General features: G+C 64.7%; 25 protein-coding genes. 11 read left to right on the forward strand and 14 right to left on the reverse strand.

What is annotated here, in order from left to right:
- Positions 1–12 precede the first annotated feature (12 nt).
- Positions 13–744: a GntR family transcriptional regulator gene (locus FJ419_RS27065; protein WP_140700344.1), complete on the reverse strand. Its 732-nt coding sequence runs from the start codon at positions 742–744 to the stop codon at positions 13–15.
- 185 nt (positions 745–929) lie between these two features.
- Between FJ419_RS27065 and FJ419_RS27070 the strand changes: the two genes are divergently transcribed.
- Positions 930–1,943, forward strand: coding sequence for an SIS domain-containing protein (locus FJ419_RS27070; protein WP_140700345.1), 1,014 nt, complete (start codon positions 930–932; stop codon positions 1,941–1,943).
- A gap of 40 nt (positions 1,944–1,983) precedes the next feature.
- Positions 1,984–2,796 carry a PfkB family carbohydrate kinase gene (locus FJ419_RS27075; protein ID WP_140700346.1) on the forward strand — a complete coding sequence of 271 codons (813 nt, stop codon included), beginning with the start codon at positions 1,984–1,986 and terminating at the stop codon, positions 2,794–2,796.
- Positions 2,797–2,799: 3 nt separating this feature from the next.
- On the opposite strand, the gene FJ419_RS27080 is transcribed toward FJ419_RS27075, so the two are convergent.
- The 7 genes from FJ419_RS27080 to FJ419_RS27110 form a co-directional block, all read right to left on the reverse strand.
- Complete coding sequence (locus tag FJ419_RS27080) at positions 2,800–3,771, reverse strand: amino acid ABC transporter permease (protein ID WP_140700347.1); 972 nt, start codon at positions 3,769–3,771, stop codon at positions 2,800–2,802.
- A gap of 19 nt (positions 3,772–3,790) precedes the next feature.
- Positions 3,791–5,071: an FAD-binding oxidoreductase gene (locus FJ419_RS27085; protein WP_140700348.1), complete on the reverse strand. Its 1,281-nt coding sequence runs from the start codon at positions 5,069–5,071 to the stop codon at positions 3,791–3,793.
- Between the two features lie 51 nt (positions 5,072–5,122).
- Positions 5,123–5,950 (reverse strand): transporter substrate-binding domain-containing protein, encoded by an 828-nt coding sequence (locus FJ419_RS27090; RefSeq protein WP_140700349.1) that lies wholly within the window; start codon positions 5,948–5,950, stop codon positions 5,123–5,125.
- A gap of 286 nt (positions 5,951–6,236) precedes the next feature.
- Positions 6,237–7,052, reverse strand: coding sequence for an oxidoreductase (locus FJ419_RS27095; protein WP_140700350.1), 816 nt, complete (start codon positions 7,050–7,052; stop codon positions 6,237–6,239).
- Between the two features lie 61 nt (positions 7,053–7,113).
- Positions 7,114–8,409: a beta-ketoacyl-ACP synthase II gene (gene fabF, locus FJ419_RS27100; RefSeq protein WP_140700351.1), complete on the reverse strand. Its 1,296-nt coding sequence runs from the start codon at positions 8,407–8,409 to the stop codon at positions 7,114–7,116.
- Between the two features lie 38 nt (positions 8,410–8,447).
- Positions 8,448–9,026 carry a TetR/AcrR family transcriptional regulator gene (locus FJ419_RS27105; protein WP_140700352.1) on the reverse strand — a complete coding sequence of 193 codons (579 nt, stop codon included), beginning with the start codon at positions 9,024–9,026 and terminating at the stop codon, positions 8,448–8,450.
- 126 nt (positions 9,027–9,152) lie between these two features.
- Positions 9,153–10,046 (reverse strand): LysR family transcriptional regulator, encoded by an 894-nt coding sequence (locus tag FJ419_RS27110; protein ID WP_140700353.1) that lies wholly within the window; start codon positions 10,044–10,046, stop codon positions 9,153–9,155.
- 177 nt (positions 10,047–10,223) lie between these two features.
- On the opposite strand from FJ419_RS27110, the gene FJ419_RS27115 reads away from it, so the two are divergent.
- Genes FJ419_RS27115 through FJ419_RS27130 form a run of 4 tightly spaced genes read left to right on the forward strand, consistent with a single transcriptional unit; the run spans position 10,224 to position 13,344 of the window.
- Positions 10,224–11,423 (forward strand): MFS transporter, encoded by a 1,200-nt coding sequence (locus FJ419_RS27115; protein ID WP_140700398.1) that lies wholly within the window; start codon positions 10,224–10,226, stop codon positions 11,421–11,423.
- 29 nt (positions 11,424–11,452) lie between these two features.
- Positions 11,453–11,887 (forward strand): cyclophilin-like fold protein, encoded by a 435-nt coding sequence (locus FJ419_RS27120; protein WP_246679409.1) that lies wholly within the window; start codon positions 11,453–11,455, stop codon positions 11,885–11,887.
- A 19-nt stretch (positions 11,888–11,906) separates the two neighbouring features.
- On the forward strand, positions 11,907–12,302 hold the full coding sequence (locus FJ419_RS27125; protein WP_140700355.1) for a cupin domain-containing protein: 396 nt from the start codon (positions 11,907–11,909) through the stop codon (positions 12,300–12,302).
- A gap of 25 nt (positions 12,303–12,327) precedes the next feature.
- Positions 12,328–13,344, forward strand: a complete 1,017-nt coding sequence (locus FJ419_RS27130; protein ID WP_140700356.1) for a zinc-dependent alcohol dehydrogenase family protein — start codon at positions 12,328–12,330, stop codon at positions 13,342–13,344.
- A 135-nt stretch (positions 13,345–13,479) separates the two neighbouring features.
- On the opposite strand, the gene FJ419_RS27135 is transcribed toward FJ419_RS27130, so the two are convergent.
- Complete coding sequence (locus FJ419_RS27135; RefSeq protein ID WP_140700357.1) at positions 13,480–14,019, reverse strand: hypothetical protein; 540 nt, start codon at positions 14,017–14,019, stop codon at positions 13,480–13,482.
- A gap of 80 nt (positions 14,020–14,099) precedes the next feature.
- Between FJ419_RS27135 and FJ419_RS27140 the strand changes: the two genes are divergently transcribed.
- Both FJ419_RS27140 and FJ419_RS27145 read left to right on the forward strand, forming a co-directional pair.
- Positions 14,100–14,630, forward strand: coding sequence for a cupin (locus tag FJ419_RS27140; protein WP_140700358.1), 531 nt, complete (start codon positions 14,100–14,102; stop codon positions 14,628–14,630).
- A 1-nt stretch (position 14,631) separates the two neighbouring features.
- On the forward strand, positions 14,632–15,243 hold the full coding sequence (locus tag FJ419_RS27145; RefSeq protein WP_140700359.1) for a dihydrofolate reductase family protein: 612 nt from the start codon (positions 14,632–14,634) through the stop codon (positions 15,241–15,243).
- Positions 15,244–15,264: 21 nt separating this feature from the next.
- Here the strand turns inward: FJ419_RS27145 and FJ419_RS27150 are convergent, their stop codons facing one another.
- On the reverse strand, positions 15,265–15,624 hold the full coding sequence (locus FJ419_RS27150; RefSeq protein WP_140541712.1) for a hypothetical protein: 360 nt from the start codon (positions 15,622–15,624) through the stop codon (positions 15,265–15,267).
- A gap of 211 nt (positions 15,625–15,835) precedes the next feature.
- On the opposite strand from FJ419_RS27150, the gene FJ419_RS27155 reads away from it, so the two are divergent.
- Positions 15,836–16,141, forward strand: a complete 306-nt coding sequence (locus FJ419_RS27155; protein WP_348642830.1) for an EthD family reductase — start codon at positions 15,836–15,838, stop codon at positions 16,139–16,141.
- 55 nt (positions 16,142–16,196) lie between these two features.
- On the opposite strand, the gene FJ419_RS27160 is transcribed toward FJ419_RS27155, so the two are convergent.
- The 4 genes from FJ419_RS27160 to FJ419_RS27175 form a co-directional block, all read right to left on the reverse strand.
- Positions 16,197–16,376, reverse strand: coding sequence for a hypothetical protein (locus tag FJ419_RS27160; protein WP_140631886.1), 180 nt, complete (start codon positions 16,374–16,376; stop codon positions 16,197–16,199).
- A 7-nt stretch (positions 16,377–16,383) separates the two neighbouring features.
- On the reverse strand, positions 16,384–16,683 hold the full coding sequence (locus FJ419_RS27165; protein ID WP_181170824.1) for a DUF2934 domain-containing protein: 300 nt from the start codon (positions 16,681–16,683) through the stop codon (positions 16,384–16,386).
- An 85-nt stretch (positions 16,684–16,768) separates the two neighbouring features.
- Positions 16,769–17,326 carry a DNA-3-methyladenine glycosylase gene (locus FJ419_RS27170; protein ID WP_140700362.1) on the reverse strand — a complete coding sequence of 186 codons (558 nt, stop codon included), beginning with the start codon at positions 17,324–17,326 and terminating at the stop codon, positions 16,769–16,771.
- Between the two features lie 41 nt (positions 17,327–17,367).
- Positions 17,368–18,516, reverse strand: coding sequence for an amidohydrolase (locus tag FJ419_RS27175; protein ID WP_140700363.1), 1,149 nt, complete (start codon positions 18,514–18,516; stop codon positions 17,368–17,370).
- Between the two features lie 253 nt (positions 18,517–18,769).
- Between FJ419_RS27175 and FJ419_RS27180 the strand changes: the two genes are divergently transcribed.
- Positions 18,770–20,905 (forward strand): ABC transporter ATP-binding protein/permease, encoded by a 2,136-nt coding sequence (locus tag FJ419_RS27180; protein WP_140700364.1) that lies wholly within the window; start codon positions 18,770–18,772, stop codon positions 20,903–20,905.
- A gap of 551 nt (positions 20,906–21,456) precedes the next feature.
- On the forward strand, positions 21,457–21,879 hold the full coding sequence (locus FJ419_RS27185; RefSeq protein ID WP_140700365.1) for a DOPA 4,5-dioxygenase family protein: 423 nt from the start codon (positions 21,457–21,459) through the stop codon (positions 21,877–21,879).
- Positions 21,880–21,959 lie beyond the last annotated feature (80 nt).

A 21,959-nucleotide genomic window follows, 5' to 3' on the forward strand; every position in this document is an offset into this window, starting at 1 on the left:
CCATTTGAGCTTTCATTTTCGTGCGAAGCTGAAGGTGAAATGGCTGCCGCGGTGATAGACGGCGGCATGGACGACCGGGGTTCCGGTCCCATCGAAACAGGTTTCCGTAATGAGCAGGGCTGGCCCAAAGTCGCGCAAGTCGTTGCGCTGCACGATTTCGTCGGGCAGCGTTACGGCTGCAACGGAGGCGGCCGACATACGCGGCTGATGGCGGTGCTTTTCCAGCAGGGCGAGCAGCGAGCCGCTCCATTCGATGTCGAAAAGGCGCCCCGGCAAAAGGCTGCGCGGTACGTAGTCGAGCGAATAGATGAGGGGCAGATCGTTGTGCAACCGCAGTCGTTCAAGCCGGATGACGCGCTCTCCGTCCGCTAACCGCAATTGCTGCTGGATCAATGGATCGGGCGTTTCCTCGGCGATGGAAAGAACCTTGTTGACGGTGTTGTAGCCATAGTGGCGCGACATGTCGGTCACGCTTTCGAACACCGTGATTGGACGGTCGACCTGGACGGCGGAGTTCGCGGTCACAAAGCGGCCGAGACCATGAGTGACGGAGATGATGCCGTCCTGTTCGAGAAGCTTCAGCGCTTCGCGCAGGGCAGGGCGCGAGATGCGGAAGCGCTGCGTCAGCTGGGATTCCGTTGGCAGCCGGTCGCCGGGCTTGAGGCCTTCGGTCCTTATGAGGTCGGCCATGCGGTCGCGCAGCTGAACCGCCAATGTGCGCGCGTCCCGAAGCGGCTCGTCCAAGTCCCTCTTCCCCATTGTGCCAACTCTCCTTTTGTTGTCGGACAATCGCGCTCAGGTCAAGCGGAGGCATGCCGTGGCGATCGCATGTCGTATAGGCAACGCATGCGAACCCATCCGCAAAATTTCTCTTGAAATGTGCTGCTGCAGATGTCAGTTGTCTTACAACTGAATTGATCGAGGGAACGATGCTCAATTTCGATGAAGCCCGGTTTATGCGCATCCAATCGGGGGCGGTGGCCTTGCGCGAGCGCATTGAAGCCGTTGTGGCGCAGTGCCTCGCCGCCGAGGCGCAAAACATCTTCTTTCTCGGCACCGGCGGTGCAGCGATCCTGATGCATCCGGCGGCGCAATTGCTGCAGCGCCGATCTGGCTTTCCGGCCTTCGTCGACATCACCGCCGAGCTGCAGCTTGTCCAATCCGTGCACCTGACCGACAAATCGATCGTCGTGTTGCCCTCGCTCTCCGGCACCACGAAGGAAAGCGTGGCACTGCTGTCCCGGATCAAGGACGTCGGGGCGACGGTGATCACGCTGGTCGGACATGAGGAGACGCCGCTCGGCAAGGGCGGGGACCATGTCTTCGTCAACTTCGCCGAGGACGACACGTCCTGCGAGTCCTTCTATCTCCAGTCGCTCTTCATCGCGCTTGCAGCGCTGAAGCATCGCGGCGAGCTCGCCGAATCCGAACGGATTTTCGCCGAACTGGAGCAGTTGCCGCGACTGTTGCTGGAGGTGAAGCAGAACTATGAACAGGAAGCCGCCGGCTTCGCGCAAAAACTGGCCGCCTCCGACTATCACATCATAACCGGCGCTGGGAATGTCTGGCCGCAGGCCTGGTATTACGGCATGTGCATCCTGGAGGAGATGCAGTGGATCCGGACCCGCCCCGTGCATGCTTCAGACTTTTTCCATGGCACCCTGGAGCTGGTAGACAAAGATGTCAGCGTGGTGCTCCTCAAGGGCGAGGACAGCGCGCGGCCGCTGGCCGATCGCGTCGAGAAATTCACCCCTACCTATACGGACAAGTTGACGGTGCTCGACACCGCCGATTTTGAATTGCCCGGCATTTCGCCGGATGTGCGCGCGCTGGTTTCGCCGATCGTGCTCGCGACCGCCCTCGAACGGGTCAGCGCGCATCTCGAGGTGATCCGTAACCACCCGCTGACGACGCGCCGCTACTATAAGCGCGTTGCCTATTGAGCTTAGCTCTCGGCGTCAGCTTGATCGTGCAGCGCAGGATATGAGCAGCCTTCGATTTGCCGCCGTCGGTGACAACTGCATCGACCGCCTCGGAGCGCCGATCGGCCGCTCGCTGGTCGGCGGCAACGCGCTCAACGTTGCCGTCCAGCTCGCGTGGCTTGGCCATAACAGCTTCTATTTCGGCGCGGTCGGCCGCGACGCCGGGGGCGAACGCACCCGCGCTGTGCTCGAAGCCAATCGGGTGGCGGTCAAGCACCTGCGCGTAGACCAGCGCAACACCGCCTGGACCGACATCAAAGTCTTGCCGTCGGGCGAGCGTTTGATTGCCGCCGAGGATTTCGGCGCCTGCGCCGGTTATGCGCCGAACCAGGCCGAACTGGCGATCCTGGGGACGATGGATCACGTCCATATCGGCTGGCTGGATGACGGCGGCGCTTTACGCAGGCGCCTGTCGCGGGCAGGCGTCAGCGTCTCGCAGGATATCTCGGTCAACGCCGATCCCGCCGATCTCGGTGTGGCGGGTCTGAGCATAGTTTTCTGCTCGACCGGCCAACATCGCGACGCGGCCGAAGCGATGGCCGCGGATCTCCTGTCGCGCGGCGCAGGCTGCGCCGTCGTCATGCGCGGTGCCGAGGGGTCGATGGCGCTGACGGCCCGCGAGCGCGCCGAGACCGGCATCCGCCCGGTCGAGGTCGTCGACACGACCGGCGCCGGCGACAGCTTCATCGCCGGTTTCCTGCATGCCTGGCTGGCGAGGAAGCCGCTCTTGCTGTGCCTCGAAAGCGGCCGCGATCATGCCGCTCTGGCCTGCTGCCATCTCGGCGGCTTTCCCCAGGAGGGGATGCCGCATTGAAGCTCAGCGTTTGAGCGAGCGGCCGAACCGTTCCTCGATGCGGGACTGCAGGAATTCGAGCCCGATGGACAAAATCCAATAGATCATCGAGGCGGTGATCAGCATCTCGATATGCCGGAACTCGGTCTGGCCCTGCGTGCGCGCCAGATACATGATCTCCCAGACCCCGACCACCGAGACCAGGGAGGAATCCTTCAGCATCGCGATGAACTGATTGCCCGTCGGCGGCACGATGACGCGCATCGCCTGCGGCAGGATCACCAGGAACATCGTCTGGTTGGGGCTGAGCCCAAGTGCGGTAGCTCCCTCCGTCTGGCCGCGCGGAATGCTTTCGATGCCGGCCCGGAAAATCTCGGTCATATAGGCGCCGTAGCAAAGCGACAGCGCCATGATCCCGGCGGGCACGGCCCCGATCACATAACCGACCTGCGGCAGGCCGAGATAGATGATGTAGATCTGCATCAGCAGCGGCAAACCGCGAAACAGCGAGGTGTAGAACGTGGCCAGGCCATAGACGATGCCGTTCTTGGAGAGCTTGGCTATGGCACCGATGAAGGCAATAACCGTCGCGATGGCGATCGAAATGGCGGAGATGTAGAGCGTGGTCACCACGCCCTGCGAGATGAGGAAACCGATCTTCCGGGCGATGAAAGAAAAGGACAGGTCAAAGGAATAGAAGAACAGCATCAGCAGCACGAACAGCTCGATCCATACCGCCACGATCTGCTGCTTGCGCCCGAGTTGCTGCAGCGCCTTCCAGTTGGCGGCCACGATCAGCGCGATCAGCACCGCCGAGACGGCTCGCGCCACCACGGGATTGGCCGCAAGCCATTCGATCGAGCTCGGGATCAGCTTGCCGATCCAGTCTGCCTTGATGCCGAGACCGTAGAGGCCCGCGGCGAAAGCGGCGAGCGCCAGGCACACGCCGATGCGGCGCGTGGCGTCCGGATAGTTGAGCAGCAGTCTGCCGATCACCTGTCGATATCCCTTCTGGTTAGCGGGGGCGTTCGCGCCACCAATCTTGCGCCTGCAGCTTCCAATAGGTGAGTTGCGCCGCGGCAAGCCCCACCGGTCCGCCTGCCCAGGCCAGTCCGAACGGCGCGAACAGAAGGTGGCGGTCCGACTGGCCGAGTACCGCCTCGGCGACCACCTTGCCGGCTATGGCCGTCGTGTTGATGCCGTGCCCGCCAAACGCGGTGAGATACCAGGCGCCTGGCTGCAGCTGCCCGATCTGGGGCATCAGATGGCGGGCGTAGGCCATCAGCCCCGACCAGGCGAGTTCGGTCTTGAGCGCAGCGAGCTGAGGGTAGGTTCCAGCCATCTCCCGGCGCAATTCCCTGGCCAGCGCCGCCGGCGAAGCGGCCCGCGTAGTGATGCGCCCGCCCCAGAGCAGCCGCTTTCCATCCTCCACGACGCGGTAGTAGTCGCCGGCCCGGCGGTTGTCGCCGACGGCATCCGTCGTCGCGATAGCGCCGGCGATGAGATCCGGGGCTTCCTCGCTCAGCATCACATAGGTCGCGATCGGCAACATGGCCCGCTTCAGCCGACCGACCAGCGGTCCTGTATAGCCGCCGGTGGCAAACACCGCTTGCCGCGCGCGTACTTCGCCGCTTGCGGTGCGTAGGGTCTTGTGCGCGCCATCGAGTTTAGCCTCGATCGCGCTGGAGCCCTCGTGAATCCTGCCGCCCAGCCGCTCGATCTCCGCCCCGATGGCGCGCAGATAGTTCAGCGGATGCATGTGGAAGGCGTTGCCATCGCGTAGGCCTTGGTAGTAGCGCTCGGAACGCAGCACAGCGCGCACCTGGTCGCGCTCGAGATATTCGAGCGGATAGTCAAAATCCCGCGCCAGTTTCTCTGCATGAGCCTTCAGTTCGGCGCCGCCGTCATGGCGCAGCACGCCCATGATTCCGGAGCGAGGCTTCGCTGCCGTGATGTCGAGATCCTTGATCGTCTGCCGCACGAAATCGACGCCTTCGATCGACAGCCGATGCAGGTCTCGTGCCGCCGCCGCGCCGGCCATCGCGGCGATCTTGTCGCTGCCGGTCGCGAAGCCGGGGCTGACGAAGCCGCCGTTGCGGCCCGAGGCGCCGAAGCCGATGCTCTCGGCTTCGAGCAGCATGACCTGCTGCCCGGCGCGCGCCAGCTGCAGCGCCGTCGTGAGACCGGCCAGTCCGCCGCCGACAATGACCGTGTCGCATTCGGCCGGACCCGCGAGCGGCGGTCTGGCCTTCTCGTCGGCAAGTGTACGGCGATAATAGGTATCGGGATAAGTCATGATAGGTTCTGACGGAAGCAGGCGGCCTTGAGGGGCCGCCCGCGATGAGCGTCAATCGGCGCTGTAGTTCTTGCCGTACCACTTGGTGGTCAGCGTGGCGAGCGTGCCGTCTTTCTTCATCTGGTCGATGATGCCGCCGATCTTGGTGGTCCACTCGGCATCGCCCTTGTCGGCGATCACCACCAGCGGCTCCCGGAAGGCGTAGTCGCCCTCGAGGATGCGCAGCGGATAACCGTTCTTGATGGCGTTTTGAGCGGTCTGCTCGGGCGCGATGACCGCGTTGAGCCGCACGCCGTCCCCAAGTCTCAAATCGTCGAAGGGCAGCATGGAATCGGCGAAAGTCCGGATTTCGCCAGGCTTCAGCTTGTATTCGATTGGCGGAAGGCCGGGAGCGTCGATCTCCAATTGGCGGCGGATGAAATCTTCCGAAGTGGTGGCGGTCTCGACGCCGATCACCTTGCCGTTCAGATCGTTCACCGATTTTGCCTTGCTGTCCTTGTGGACCACATAGACATAAGGGCTGTAATAATAGATGCCGGCGAAATCGATCACCCTGGCCCGGGCCTTGGTCGGCGTCACCGAGCCGACGCCAAGATCATAGCGGCCCTGCCAGTGGCCGCCGGTCATGGTCGCCCAATCGGGCGTCTCGAAGCTGACCTCGACGCCGAGGCGCTTGGCGATCTCTTTCGAGACGTCGATGTCGAAGCCGACCAACTGGTTGCTCTCGTCGAGAAAGCTCTGCGGTGGCCAGCCGCTGTTGGTCGCGACCACCATGGCCTTCTTGGTTGTGACGCGATCCAGGGTTTCTCCCGCCCACGCTGCCGACGCAAATGCGAGCGCGCCGGCAGCCAGCGCGAAACAAGCGATAAATCTCCTCACGAAACCTCCCTCTCGTATGTAAGATGTCTGACAACGCAACTTGTCCGTAAGGGGGAGGGTGAGTCAAGCGTCTTTATCGGCGCATCGTCGAGTTTGGCCCGCGATACGCGTTCCCGGCGTTGGCTGGATCGGCATTGCTCGAATTTCCTGAACTTTTATGCGATCGGCCGCGGCAGTCGGCTGTTGTGCGAATTCGCGGATCAGTCGGCCGCCACCAGTTCTCGGCGCTCGCTGCCGCCGGCGCTTTGACCTTGAGGCAGGGTGGCTGGAATGAAAGGCTCCGTTGTCAGGCCGGCAGCCCGAGCTGCTTTCGCAGGCTCTTGTCGAATGCGGATGCGGGGACGAAACGGCGCAGGAAACTGACTTGGCGCGCCGTCTTTCCCGCCGCATAGCGCCGCTTCGGAGCGGGATCGGTCGCGGCCGCCAAAACGGTGTTGGCCACCACTTCGGGCGTATCGCCTTTTTCCATCGCCTTCCGCACGGCTGTGGTCATGCCGGCGCGCGCGGCGTCATAGACATCGAGCACCTGGTCCGGCCTGGCCAGATTGTCTTCGAACAAAGTCCGGGTATAGGCCGGCTCGACCAACGCGACTCGAATTCCAAACGGCCGCACTTCGTGGTCAAGCGATTCGGAATAGCCTTCAACGGCATGTTTGGTCGACGAATAAAGCGCGAAATAGGGGGCGGGGATGAAACCTTGCACTGAGCTCAAGTTGACGATCCTGCCCTTTCCTTGACGTCGCATCATCGGCAGAACCGCGGTAATCATCCGGATGACACCGAAGACGTTCACGTCGAACAGAGCCTGGGCCTGTGCAGTCGAGGATTCCTCCGCGCCGCCGAGCAGGCCGATGCCGGCATTGTTGACCAGCACGTCAATGCGCCCGGCATCGGCCAGCACCTCATCGACCAGCTTCGCCACGGACGCGTCATCGGTCACGTCGCAGGTCAGCATGGTAATGCCGTCGGTTTTCTTGGAGACCGCGCGACGGCTCGTTCCGAACACGCGAAAGCCGGCGCTCTGCAGCGCCTTGGCCGTTGCGTGCCCGATTCCGCTGGATGCCCCTGTGACGATGGCGACACCAGGATTGGTCCTGTTCATGGAGATCACTTTCTTTGGGTTGGACTGGAAAAGCAGGAAAGGCTGGAGCAAAGAGCGTCAGTCACGAGTGGCTCGACCCGTTCACGCCGTGCCCGTCCCAGCGCCGGAACAGCACGCTGGCATTGACGCCGCCGAAGCCGAAGCCGTTGGTGATCGCGTAGTCCATCTCCATCGGCCGGGCCCGGTTTGCGACGAAGTCTATTCCGTCGCCGGCCGGATCGGGGGCGCTCAAATTGAGGGTCGGCGGCGCCACCTGGTCCCTCAGCGCCAGGATGGTGAAGATGGCGCCAATCCCGCCGGCGGCTCCGAGCAGATGTCCGGTCGCCGACTTCGTTCCGCTGACGGCTATGGAGAAATCCGTGCCGAAGACGGTTTTGATCGCCTCGATTTCTCCCAGATCGCCCACCGGCGTGGAGGTCGCGTGCGCGTTGAGATGGCGGATCTCGCGCGGCGAAATGCCGGCTTGGGCGATCGCGATCTCCATGGCGCGGCGCGCGCCATCCCCATCCTCGGGACCGGACGTGACGTGATGGGCATCCGCCGTCGTGCCGTAGCCGACGACCTCGGCGAGGGGTTTCGCGCCGCGCGCCAGCGCATGGCCCAATTCCTCGATGACCAGGATGCCCGCGCCTTCGCCCATGACGAAACCATCCCGTGTCATGTCGAACGGGCGCGAGGCCTGATCGGGACGGTGATTGAAGGAGGTTGAAAGCGAGCGTGCCGCGGCGAAGCCGCCCAGGCTGACGACGTTCATGCAGGCTTCCGTGCCGCCGCACAAGGCGATGTCGGCTTCATCGGCGCGGATGATCCGCGCCGCGTCCCCGATCGCCTGGATGCCGGCGGCGCACGCCGTCACCGGCGCGCCGATGTGGCCCTTGAAGCCGTAACGGATCGTGATGTGGCCGGCGGCGAGGTTCACCAGGAAAGACGGCACCGTGAACGGCGAAAGACGCCGAACGCCGCGCTGGTCGACGGTCCGTACCGCCTCGGTTATGGCGGGGAACCCTCCGATACCTGAAGCAATGATCGTCGCGGTGCGAAGCCGATCCCTTTCCGACTCCGGCTTCCATCCCGCCTGGGCAAGCGCCTCTTCCGCCGCCGCCAGCGCGAAAAGAATGAAGCGATCGATCTTGCGCTGATCCTTCGGCGCCAGGAAGGCATTGGCATCGAGGCCGGCTTCGGGATCCTCCTCCAGGGAAAGAACCGTTCCGCCGATCTTTGTCGGCAGGGCTTCCACCATGTCCTCAGGAAGCCTTCGAATGCCCGAGCGGCCGGCCAGGAGACGCGACCACGACGTCTCGATATTTGCGGCAAGGGGCGTGACCGCGCCCATGCCCGTGACAACAATCCGTCGCATCTATTCTCCTATCGATCTGAGTGACCAGCCCGCGCCGGTCAAACGGTGACGGTGTCGCGAACCTGTTCGGCCGCTGCATCCAGAAAGGCCTGGGCGAGGGCGGGATCATTGACGATGCGCGAGAGAACCACCGCACCGACCATCGTCGAGAGGACGGCCATGGCTTTTTCACCGGTCTCCTCGATCTCAGTCCTGGCAATCATCCTGCCGAGCACTTCAAGGTATGCTTTGATCCCCACTTCGAACGACGCTTTCACCTCGGTCCCCTGTCTGGCCGCATCCGACCCGAGCGCCGCGACCGGGCAGCCGTCCATCCTTTCCTCGCGATGGCCCATGCTGAGGTAGAACTCGATCACCGCCCCAAGCGGATCGCTGGGATTCGCTGCGGTCGCCGCCGTCCATCTGTCGGCAGCGCTCTCCATCGCACGCCTGGAAGCTTGCGCCGCAAGGTCCTCCTTTGATGCGAACTGCTTGTAGAAAGCGCCCTGGGTCAGCCCGGCACCCTTCATCAGATCCTTAAGGCCGATACCGTCAAAGCCGTGCTCCCGAAAAAGCCGGCTTGCGACATCGATCACGGTTTGCCGGTTCTGCTCAGCCTGAATGCGGCTCACGCGCATCGTCGATCTCCATTTAGATTACGCACGACATCTATACGTCAGTTAGAAGCCGAACGCAATCTATCAATGGGCGACGCGCCACGTGGCGGTTTGCTACGGGCTGAATGTGCCTGCGGCAGGCCCAGATCAGCTTCGATGCCGAAGCGCCGCGACGATCACCGCCATTGCCGGCGAGAGCTGGCGCCGGCTCGGGTAGTAGAGGTGGTAGCCCGGGAAGGGCAGGCTCCAATCGTCGAGCACGAGTCTCAGCCGGCCCTCGGCTACATGCTGGCTGACGAGGTCTTCCGGGACATAGGCTATGCCGTATCCGTTCAGCGCGGCATCGACCATGGGGATGGTCGTGTTGAAGGTAAGTTGGCCCTCCACCCGGACCCTGAGCTCGCGCCCCTTTTTCTCGAACTCCCAGGCATAGAGCCCGCCGAACGTCGTCTGCCGCAGGCAGATACAGTCATGCGCGACCAAGTCCTGCGGTGTCCTCGGGATGGGGCGGCGCGAAAAATAGTCCGGCGAAGCGACGGCTACCAGCCGCCAGTCGGGGCCGATGCGCACCGCGATCATGTCCTTGTCGACGCTCTCGCCGAGCCGCACGCCGGCGTCGAAGCGCTCCTCGACGATGTTGCGCATGCCGTTGTCGCTGTAGAGCTCGACGCGCATGTCGGGATAGTCGCGCAGCATCGGCCGCAGCTTCGGCCAGACGATCATCCGCAGCGCATGGTCGGACAGCGTGATGCGCACCGTGCCCGCGGGCCTGTCGCGGAAGGCCACCAGGCTCGACAGGTCGGACTCGATGCCTTCGAACCGCGGGACGAGCGACTGGTAGAGCCGCTCACCGGCTTCCGTAGGCGCCACGCTGCGCGTCGTGCGGGTGAGCAAACGCACGCCGAGCCGTGCCTCCAATTGGTTGATGGTATGGCTGAGCGTCGATTGCGACGTGCCTAACTCGGCCGCCGCCCTGGTGAAGCTGCGCTCCCTGGCCACCGTCAGGAACCACAGCAAATCCTTCAGATCCTCGCGCTGCATGGGTTCCATCCTGGCTCAGCCGCTCGCTCAAGCCGCGGCGTCTCAAGGCCACCATTCGTCAATTCATATCAAGAATGGATAAGTCCATGCAGATTGCAACGGCTAATCCGGATAGTGCCGGTGATTTATATAGCCGCCAGCGAAATGACTGGAGGGCTCGACGACGAGCCGCAGCCCATGGATACGACCTACGACAGCCAATTGGCGAAAGCCCAACTGGTGAAGGAACCGAGCGCCTGGGGGGCGGTGGCGTGTCTGTCTCTGCTGACCTTCGTGCTGGTGGCGTCGGAGTTCATGCCGGTCAGCCTGCTGACTCCCATCGCCAATGAGCTCGCCATTTCCGAGGGGCAGGCCGGCCAGGCGATCTCCGTCTCCGGCATCTTCGCGGTCCTCACCAGCCTGTTCGGCAATGCGCTGCTGTCGCGGCTGGACCGGCGGACCGTCATTGTCCTCTACACGGCCGTCCTCGTGGTCTCCGGCCTGGCGGTCACCTTTGCGCCGAACTACGTGGTCTTCATGCTCGGCAGAGCACTGATCGGCGTTTCGATCGGCGGCTTCTGGTCTCTGTCGACCGCTGTCCTGGCGCGCATCGTGCCTGGCGCCGACCTGCCCAGGGCGATCGCCATGCTGCAGGGCGGAACCGCCTTCGCCTCGGTGATCGCTGCGCCGCTCGGAAGCTTTCTCGGGGGCCTGGTCGGCTGGCGCGGCGCCTTCTTCGTCGTCGTTCCGATCGGCCTCTTCGCGATCGTCTGGCAGCTTGCCGTCCTGCCCAAGATGCCCGCCAATGAGCAGGCGTCGGTCGGCAAAATGTTTGGCCTGCTCGGCAATCGTATGTTCGCCGTAGGCATGGCCGCCACCACGCTCGCCTTCATGGGACAGTTCGCGCTTTCCACCTATCTGCGCCCGTTCCTCGAAGGCGTCACCGGCCTCGACGTGAACACGTTGTCGATGCTCCTGCTCGGTCTGGGACTTGCAGGCCTGGTCGGCACCTCGCTCGTCGGCTTCATTCTTCGCACGCATCTCGGCGCGGTGCTGATCGGCCTGCCGACGGTCCTGGCGATCATCGCGCTTTCGTTGATCGCGCTCGGTCCGTTCGCCATCGCGACTGCGTCCCTGCTGGTCGTCTGGGGCCTGTTCAGCACGCCGGTCCCCGTCGCCTGGAACACCTGGATGACCAAAACGATCCCCAACGATCTTGAAGCGGGCGGAGGACTGCAGGTCGCGCTGATCCAGTTCGCCATCACCTTCGGCGCGTTCGCCGGCGGACTGCTGTTCGACAGCGCCGGCTGGTGGAGCCCCTTCGCGCTCGGCGCATTCCTTCTTCTCGGCTCGGCGCTCTTGGCCTTCGCGGCGACGAAAAGCGGGGGCCGCCATTGACCAAGCGACGACCGATCAGCCGACGAACGCTGCTTTGTGCCGCGCTTGCAACCATTGTCCCGCCGGGAGCGGCCAACAGTCAACAGGGCAGGGACCCGGCCAACCAGGAGCCGACCGACATGCGGATCAGGATGGCCTTCGACGGCCGTATCATGACGGCCACGCTCTACAACAACCCGTCGGCGCGGGATTTCTTTTCCATGCTGCCGCTCCATCTCATCGTCAGCGACTACGCCCACAACGAGAAGATCGCTTATCTGCCGCGCAAGCTGACCGAGGAGGGCAGCGGTCCGTTCGGCAACGAGCAGCCTTACGACCTCTGCTACTTCATGCCCTGGGGCAATCTGGCGATGTTTTACGCCGATTATCGCCATCCCGGGCTGATCAGGCTCGGCCGCTTCGACGAGGGCGAACAGGCGCTGCATGTGCGCGGCGAGTTCCCGCTTCACATAGAGCGCATCTGACGACGCAAAGGAGATCACCATGAACATTCTTCGCGCAGGCTCTCGGCCTTCCGGCAAGGGCCCCTCCGACTGGTTCACCGGCACGGTGCGGATCGACCCGCTCTTCAATCCCTTCGATGCCGCCCGGGTGCAGGGGGCGCAGGTGACTTTCGAGCCCGGCGCCCGCACCGCCTGGCACACGCATCCACTGGGGCAGACGCTGATCGTCATCTCCGGCCTCGGCCGCGTGCAGCGCGAGGGTGGCCCGGTCGAGGAGATCCGGCCCGGCGACGTCATCTGGTTCGCGCCCGGGGAAAAACACTGGCACGGCGCATCCCCCGAGACCGCCATGACCCACTTCGCCCTCCAGGAGGTCAAGGACGGCAAGGTCGTGGATTGGCTGGAACATGTCGGCGACGCCGACTACGGCGCCTGATCCCATCGACGAAAGGAAAGCAAAAATGCTCGCAACCATTCTACACAAGCCCGGCGACATCCGCTGCGAGGACATCGCCGACCCGAAAATCCTGCGTCCGACGGACGCCATCATCAAGCTGTCGGCGAGCTGCATCTGCGGCTCGGACCTCTGGCCCTATCGCGGGCTGCAGCCGGTCGACGGGCCGCAGCACATGGGTCATGAGTATTGCGGCATCGTGGTCGAGGTGGGGGCGGAGGTGCGCAATGTCCGCCCCGGACAGTTCGTCGTCGGCTCCTTCTGCCTCTCCGACAACACCTGCCCGCATTGCCGCTTCGGCTTCCAGTCGTCCTGCGAGCAGCGTGAGTTCATGAGCGGTGCTCAGGCGCCTTACGCCCGCGTGCCGCTGGCCGATGGGACGCTGGTGGCGACGTCCGAGGTTCCGCCGGCCGAGCTTATTCCCGACCTGTTGGCGGTGTCGGACGTTCTCGGCACCGGATGGTACGCCGCCGATGCCGCCGAGGTTCGCGAAGGCTCGACGGTCGTGGTCGTCGGCGACGGCGCCGTCGGCCTGATGGGCGTGCTTGCGGCCAAGGAGATGGGCGCCGCGCGCATCATCGCCATGAGCCGCCACCCGAGCCGCCAGAAACTCGCACACGAGTTCGGCGCGACCGACATCGTGGCCGAACGCGGTGAGGAAGGCGTTGCGCGCATTAAGGAGCTCACCAAGGGGGTGGGTGCGGATTCGGTGCTGGAATGCGTCGGGACGGCGGAATCCTTCGAGCAGGCGCTGGCCTGCTCGCGGCCCGGCGGCACGATCGGCTATGTCGGCGTGCCGCATGGCGTAAGCTTCGATGGCCAGAAACTCTTCTTCGGCCAGAAGCGCATGCTCGGCGGCCCCGCGCCGGTACGCCGCTTCTTGCCCGACCTCATGGGGCGCGTGCTGCAAGGCCGCATCAAGCCAGGCAAGGTCTTCGACCTCAAGCTGCCGCTGGCCGAGGTGGCCGAAGGCTACCGCGCCATGGACGAGCGCCGCTCCATCAAGGTCATGCTCGAGGTCTAGAGCATGATGCCGAAAAGTGTGGAGCGGTTTTCGGACGACATCATGCTCTATCTCTTTGATTTAGAGCCGGATGATTTCAGGTCGACTCGACCTGAAATCATCCGGCCCTAGGCGCCGGTCGGGCGCTGAACCGTCTCAGCGCTCCGGAACCACCGCCCACAATTTTTTGGCGAAGCCGCGCTTGTCGAGGACCCATGGCTGGCCGGTGATCACCGCTTTGCCATCCACGCATTTGTAGGCGTAGACGGCGTCGTGTCCCGTCGCGAAAGCCGGCACGACGTCGTCATTAGGGTTGGTCCTGCAGAACTCGTCCGCGCCGGGATTGTCGCGCGCGGCGTTCATCTTCGCGCAGGGCAGGTTGGCGCCGACGAAGCAGGCCAGCAGCTCGCCGTTCATGCAGCGATAGTTGGCTTGCGTCGCAAGCTCCGATTCCTGCGGCGCACTCTTGGCCTGCGGAAACAGCTTGTTGAACGCCTTGACGGTGCCGGCGTGAAGCGCATGCGAATAGGGGCGGACGGTGTCGTCGTTTTTCACCTGGCGGCATAGCTTGTGGAGGTCCTGCGCAGGCGCCGCGATTGCGGTCGCAGGCGCCGCCTTGGCGTTGCCGGCGGCTACGGCGGTAAAGGCAAGTGCCGATGCAAAAAGGCCGATTGCCGAAAGACGAAATGCAGCCATTGTGACCTCCTCAGACTGGCCGGAGCAAAACCCGCGGGAAACCGTTAGGTCCGATTAAGATCATGCAGGAAACCGCAAGGATGGCACAATCTGTCAACAAACAGGAACCGCTCGCCTTCCGCTTCACCGATGACGGCCTGGTGCCCAACCATCCGCGCTGGCCCATGCTCGTCTATCCCGGCGCCGTGCAGCTGCCGGACGAGGGCGATCCGGCTGCTGTCCTCGAGGGTATTTTCGGCGCCAATGGCTGGGGCGACAGCTGGCGCAACGGCATCTACGGCTTCGTCCACTATCATTCGCGCATTCACGAGGTGCTGGGCATCGCGCGCGGCACCGCCGAGGTCCGCTTCGGCGGCGACAAGGGCAAGGTGCTGGAGGTGAAGGCGGGCGACGTGGCGGTTCTGCCGGCCGGCACCGGCCATCAGCGCCTGTCCGGCTCGGCCGATCTTCTGGTCGTCGGCGCCTATCCGCCCTTCGGCACCTATGATTTATGCCGGAGCCCCGAACAGCACGCCGAGGCGCTGCGCACGATCCCGAAGGTCGGCCGGCCCGACAACGATCCGCTCTTCGGCGGCGACGGGCCGCTGCTGAAAGCCTGGAACGAAGGCTGAAATGGCAAGCATCGTCGCCATCGAGCACGTGACGCTGGACGGCGTCTTCCAGGCGCCGGGGCGCGCCGACGAGGACACTCGCAATGGTTTTGCGCACGGCGGTTGGGGCAATCCAGGCAGCGACCCGAAGATGCAGGAAGTCATTGGCCGCGCCATGGCCGGCGGCTGGTCGTTGCTCGCCGGCCGCACGACCTATGAGGATCTTCACGAAGCCTGGGCTGTTCGTCAGCCGGCCAGCCCGATGACCAGGGCGCTGACCGGCGCACGGAAGTTCGTCGCCTCGCATGACGCCAGCTATCAGCCGCGCTGGGAGAATTCGGCGCTGCTTGCCGGCGATGCCGGGGAGACGGTGCGCGCGCTCAAGCAAGGTCACGACAAGGCGCTGATTGTGTTCGGCAGCGGCAAGCTGCTGCGCGCGCTGATGCGGCACGGGCTTGTCGATGAGATGGTGCTGATGGTCCACCCTCTGGTGCTGGGCGCAGGCTCGCGCCTTTTCGAGCCGGGTCAGGCGCCCTCAACGCTGAAGCTGTCCGGCCAGATCGCGACCGCGACGGGTGTGGCGATCCTCACTTATGCATTCGACGGCAAGGCCGCGGCGGAGCGGCCAGAATAACCGGAACCCGAGGTCCTTCCTCTATGGATAATGCGTTTTTTTCGGCGCGTAGCTTGCCGGATCGAAATCGAGTTCCTTCGGCAGCGGCTGGCTCGAGCATTGCAGGTGCATCTGGCGGGCAAGAAGCCGTCGCTGCTGGTGCTCATGCTCCTTGACCGCCGCCACCATCGCCATGCTGTAAGGGCCAAGAAGCACACCGAACCCCCAGCCGGGATGGTCCTTCTCGCGCTGGGCATAGTCCGATGCCGCGGCGCAGGCCTGCCGGCATTCCGGCGATGCCCATTTCGGATCCTGCTGCGACAGCGAAGCGCCATTATCGGCGGCAGAGGACACGCATCCCGCCGCTGCCGCGCTGAGCGCCACGACCACCGCAATCCTCATCGTTTGAGTCCCTGCTAATTCAAGGCGGAGAGAACACAGAAGGCTCCTTCGCACAACCGAGATAGCGGCGAAAAGCAACGGGCAGGGCGGGACAGCCGCCATCGTCGACCTTCGGCGCTCCCGAGATTTTTTTCAACGTCCCGTTCCGTTTGCCCCCACCATTTCGTCCTTGGTTCCGTTCCAACGAAGAAGGAGAACCGCAATGGCTGGAATGGTCGTCATCTACAAGCAGCCGGCTGATGCCAAGGCGTTCGATAAGCACTATTTCGAGACGCACATACCGCTGGCCAAGAAGATCCCGGGTCTGAGGAAATACGAGGTCAGCCAGGGGCCGATCACGGTGGTGGCCGGACCATCCGATGTCTACCTGATCGGGACGCTTTATTTTGACGATCTCGAAGCGATGAAAAAGGCGTTCGCAAGCCCGCAGGGAAAGGCGGCCGGGGCGGACCGCCGGCGTTACGCGCCCGATGAATCGGGCATCCAGATGTTCCTCTTCGACAGCAGGGAAGTTTGAGCCCGCGGCCGAGACAGGACGATCGGTCCGCCGAGACCCGCGGCCGCATCGCTGCTCATGTCGACTTTGCCCGCTCGATGTCGATGCGTTTTTGCTCCGCGGCGGCAATCGCGGTTTCCATCACGGCATCCAGATCGGCCATCGCTTCCAGATGGCCGTGATCGACGATCGACTTGCGCAGCATGCGCATGGCCAGCAACGCGTCGTCCAATGCCTGTTCGACATTTTTGACCATGGCCGGGTCAGCCTTTGCGCCGGCTGCGCTTCTTCGGCGCCGGATCGTCGGCGGCCGGCCTGTCCGGACGATTTGCCAGGGCCTTGCGCGCCAGCGCCTCGGCCGCCGACCGGTCCGGATGGCCGGCCGGTATCGTGACCGCGCCGGGCATCGCAGCACCCGGCTGTTCGCCCAAGCCGTTGTCCTCGCGCTCGATTTCCTCGCAAGCCTGACGCCAGTGCTCCTCGTCCTGGCCATTCGCTTCGCCGCCGCGTTGCCAGATCTCGTAGGCGCGGCGCTTGATGCGTTCGTATTTGTCGGTCGCCATTGTCCGATCCTCCGTCATCTGTCTTCAAACGCGCGCTGGCCGCGAATGATCCGTGACGGGGACAGGGAATGGATAAGGTTGCGGCTCAGAACCTGCGGCTGAGATAGGCCGATCCGCCGAGGCCAAATCGCCACTCGGCTTCCACGCCCTTGGTGAGGCCGATCCGGCGACCGGCGAGGATCGCGGCCGGGTCGGCCTCGGAACGGGCGAACTCGAACGGTGGCGCGGTAAGCGAGAGCCGGTTATGCGAACCGTCGATGCCCAGCGCCTGGCAGAGCTTGCCGGGACCGGAGCAGAGCAGCCGGTCGTCATCCGTTCCGCGCCGCTCGCGCATCGCGGCGATGCCGGATTGCGGCTGGATGGCGCGGATCAGCACCGCGCTGCCCGGCAGGCACACCGCGTTCAGGCACCAATGCAGCCCGTAGGAACGATAGACATAGGCGGTGCCAGGCGCGCCATACATCGGACCATTGCGCGGCGTGCGGCCGCGAAAGCTGTGCGATGCGGGGTCGTCGGGCCGGTAAGCCTCGGTCTCGACAATGATCCCGCCGGCGCCGGCGAGCCCAAGCCTGGCGCCGATCAGGGCGCGCGCGACGACAACCGCGTCGCGGGCAAAGAAATCGGACCCGACACTAGGCGGCATGGCGATCGGCGTCGTTCGGACAGGTCATCGTCGGCGTCCGCTCAGCCCAAAAGATTGCGCGCCGCGCGCATGAAGATCCGCGAGCCGATCGGGATAAGATCATCCGGGAAATCATAGTCGGGGTTGTGCAGGGAAGGGTGCCTTTCGCCGGCGCCGAGGAAGAACATCGCCGACCTCGCATTGTGGCCGAAAATGCCGAAATCCTCCGAGGCGCGCATCGGCAGCGCCGCTTCGCTGCGCGCAATGCCTTCCTCGTCGAGCGCGCGGTTGAGATGCTCGACCGCGTCCGGCGCATTGACGCTGGCGAGGAAGATTTCGTGATAGTCGAAACGCACGGCAAGGCCGTGCCTGGCGGCGATTTTTGCCGCGAGCGCCTCCGCCGCGGCGACCTGCTCGGCCATGCGCTCGTCGCGGCGGGTGCGCAGCGTCGCCCACACTTCGGCATAGCCTGGCGCGATGCCGAACACGGCTTCGCCCATCGCGCAATGGGTGACGGTCACCATGCCGAAATCCTCGTCGGTGAAGGTCCCGCGCCCGAGCGCGGGCAGCGCCGGCATCAGCTCGCTTATCGCCGGCATCGGCGAGGCGCCGGTCTCCGGCATTGAGGAATGCGCCGTCTTGCCCTCGAGCACGATGCGCATGCCGCGCGAGGCGCAGTTGACGGTGCCGGCCTTCAGCCGCACCTCGCCGAAGGGCACGCCCGGCAGGTTGTGCAGCGAAAACGCGAAGTCCGGCTGGATCTCGCCAAAGCGCGGGTCGGCAACGACCCCGGCCGCGCCATTGCCGGTTTCCTCGGCCGGCTGGAACATCAAGACGACGCGGCCGCGCGCCGGCCTCTCGCGTCCGAACTGGCGGCCGAGCGCGGCCAGGATCGCGGTGTGCCCGTCATGGCCGCACATATGCGACTTGCCCGGCACCTGCGAGGCATGGGCGACACCCGAAAGCTCCTCGATCGGCAGCGCATCGAGCTCCGAGCGGAACAGCACCGTCGGGCCGGCCTGCCCGCTGTCATAGACCGCCGCCACGCCATGGCCGCCGAGCCCGGTCAGCACCTTGTCCGGCCCGGTATCGGCGAGGAAATTCACCACCTCTTTCGCGGTCCTTTCCTCCTCGTTCGAGATTTCCGGCTGGCGGTGCAGCTTGCGCCGCCATTCGGTGAGCTCGACGATGTCTCGATTGGTCAGGGTCATGGGTTGGCGCTCCGATCGGCTTGCGGGTCACACCAAACACGATAGGGTTTTTCTCGCGCCGTGCCATGCCGATCAATTCAAATGGTCCATCGACGAATTCCCGAACCTATGTCTCGGGCGCCGCCGGGAAGACCGCAGGTTTCCTTGCCCCCGAGAGGTGGTTCGGCGGAGCCGAGACTGAGAGGGGGCAGCGCCGCCTTAGCCGATTGCCGGCACGCGTGAAACCTTTTGATTTTTGGGCCGTTGTGGCGCGATGTCCCCGGCCAAGCACAAACCGAAACCGGCCGACAGCGCCACGCAGCGCGGTGCAAGCAAGCCGCGTTCGGCGCCGCCGCGCCAGGACAAGCCGCGCCAGTCGGAACCGCGCGGCGCCCCGAAGCCGCGCGCCGAGAGGCCGCGGGAAGACACACGGCACGAAGACCGGCTGAAAGACGATAAGGCACAGCAACGCAAGCCGCAGGCCGGCGAGGCCGAAGAAAAGGCATCCGCCGACGCCGCGCCGGAAGCCATCGGCCATGCCGGGTCGCCGCCGCCCGAGGCGATCGAGCCGGATCCCGAGCTTTCGCCCGAGGAGGCCGTGCGGGCGCGCAAGAGATATCTGCTGCGGCGCTTCTGGATCAGCGGGCGCGGCTATTGGGGTTTGCGCGGCGACAGGCTGGCCTGGCCGCTGACGATCGGGCTGCTCACGCTGATCTGCGTCAATGTCGGCTTTCAATACGGCATCAACCGCTGGAACCGTGCGATCTTCGATGCCATCGAGCTGCGCGACGCGCATACCGTCTACTGGTTGAGCGCCGTCTTCCTGCCGCTGGTCGCCGGCAGCATCAGCCTGGTGGTCGCGCAAGTGTACCTGCGCATGACAATGCAGCGCCGCTGGCGCTCCTGGCTGACCACGGCCGTCATCCAGCGCTGGCTGGCCAGCGGCCGCTACTACCAGCTCAACCTCGTCAAGGGCGACCATGCCAACCCGGAGGCCCGGCTGACCGAGGACCTGCGCATCGCCACCGAATCGCCGGTCGACTTCATCGCCGGCGTCCTCAACGCCTTCCTGTCGGCCTCGACCTTCATCGTCGTGCTGTGGACGATCGGCGGCGCGCTGAGCTTTTCGCTGGGCGGTTCCACCATCACCGTGCCCGGCTTCCTCGTCGTCACCGCGGTCATCTACGCAGCGATCACCTCGACCTCGATGTTCGCCATCGGCCGCCGCTTCGTCCAGCTTTCCGAGGACAAGAACCAGGCCGAGGCCGAGTTCCGCTACGTGCTGACGCGCGTGCGCGAGAATGGCGAGAGCATCGCGCTGCTGGGCGGCGAGGAGGAGGAGAATGCCGGCATCGACCGCACCTTCGCCGGCGTGCTCGGCCGCTGGGCGCGGCTCACCGGCCAGCACATGCGCACGGCACTGGTCTCGCAAGGCTCCAGCCTGTTCGCGCCGGTGGTGCCGGTGCTTCTGTGCGCGCCGAAATTCCTCGACGGCTCGATGACGCTGGGCCAGGTGATGCAGGCGGCCTCCGCCTTCGCCATCGTGCAGGGCGCCTTCGGCTGGCTGGTCGACAATTATCCGCGCCTGGCCGACTGGAACGCCTCGGCCCACCGCATCGCCTCGCTGATGATGTCGCTGGACGGGCTGGAGCGCGCCGAGGAGAACGACAAGCTCGGCCGCATCCAGCGCGGCGAGACCGCGGACGGCGCGATGCTCAGCCTCAACAATGTTTCCGTGACGCTCGACGACGGCACCGCCGTGGTCAAGGAAACCGAGGTGGAGATCGAGCCCGGCGAGCGCGTGCTGGTCTCGGGCGAATCCGGCTCGGGCAAGTCGACGCTGGTGCGCGCCATCGCCGGCCTCTGGCCCTGGGGCAGCGGCAGCGTCGATTTCCACCCGGGCAAGCGCCTCTTCATGCTGCCGCAGCGCCCCTACATCCCGTCCGGCACACTGCGCCGCGCCACCGCCTATCCCGCCGCCGCCGAGAACTGGAAGACGAAAGAGATCAATGCGGCCCTCGACAAGGTCGGCCTGAACTATCTGAAGAGCCGGCTGGAGGAAGAGGCGCCCTGGGACCAGACGCTGTCGGGCGGCGAGAAGCAGCGTCTCGCCTTTGCTCGCCTCTTGCTGCACGCGCCGGACATCGTTGTGCTCGACGAGGCGACCTCGGCGCTGGACGAGAAGAGCCAGGACAAGATGATGCAGACGGTGATCAAGGTGCTGCCCCAGGTCACCATCATCAGCGTCGCCCACCGGGCCGAGCTGGAAGCCTTCCACACGCGAAAGATCACGCTGGAGAGACGTGAGGGCGGGGCGCGGCTGGTGAGCGATGTCGAGCTTGCGCCGAGGAAGCGCGCGCCGGGCCTGCTGCAGCGCGCGCTGTGGGGCAGCGGTGGCGATAAGGGATAGGGCACTCTGACGTTGTGCGTAATCGCCAGCGGCGCTTCCCCGCTCCGCCAATCGCCAAGCGCGGCCTTCGCAAGCCTGGGTTCCTCGCCCCACAAAATGGGCTACGCTATGCACATCTTCTGTGACTGGCGCGCCTGATCAGGCCGAGGCTTGATTGCCAGCTCCCAATCCGTCGCTGCTTCGCAGCGCCACCTTTCCCCCCTCCGGAGGGAAAGGAAGGGAGCGTTGCTGGACGAGCGTTGACGCAAAAAGCTTGGCGCCTTTCCTCTATCCCGTCGATCGGGGGAGCTCGGCGAAGCCGAGACGGAGTGGGGGTCGACCAGCGCTCCATAAGACAATGCATGCGCCAAGCTTCCATGCACGCTATCGCCAAAGGCCAGCCGCTTGGAAATGTGGATCGGCGAAGCCGAGACGGGGCGGGGCCAGCGTCTGCGATTACGGCCAAACGCGCCCGCACTGAACAGTCTGTAGAGCGGCTCGCCGTTTCCATGAACCGAAGAACCGCCTAGAGTTCCGCACGACAGACTGGGACCATCGAGGGGAGCATCGCGATGAACCAAGCCAGGCCGCACGATCCGAGACCGCTTTCGGAAATCGCCAGCTATCACGCCCACATCTATTACGGCGATGAGGCGCAGCGCCGGCACGCCGAATGGCTGCGCCAGCGCATCGGCGAGCGTTTTCGCGTGCGCCTCGGCAACTGGCGCGACGAGCCGGTCGGCCCGCACGAGCAGGCCATGTACCAGGTCTCCTTCGCCACCGAGATCTTCGCCACGCTCGTCCCCTGGCTGATGCTGAACCACGGCGGCCTCAGCATCCTCATCCACCCCAACACCACCAACCCCAAGCGCGACCACCTGATCGACCCGATCTGGATAGGGCAGGCGTTGCCGGTGAAGGGCGAGGTGCTTGGCGAGGAGGACAAGGCGGAAGAGGCGCTGGAGGTGAATACGCAACCGACGCTGGGGGTGTGAGGGGTGGTGATGAGCGAGGCAGGTCGGTAGACCGCCAGAGGACTGGGCAATGGTCATATTGGCATTTGGGTGACCGGGAA

The organism is Mesorhizobium sp. B2-6-2, from assembly GCF_006440615.1.
Lineage (GTDB): Bacteria > Pseudomonadota > Alphaproteobacteria > Rhizobiales > Rhizobiaceae > Mesorhizobium.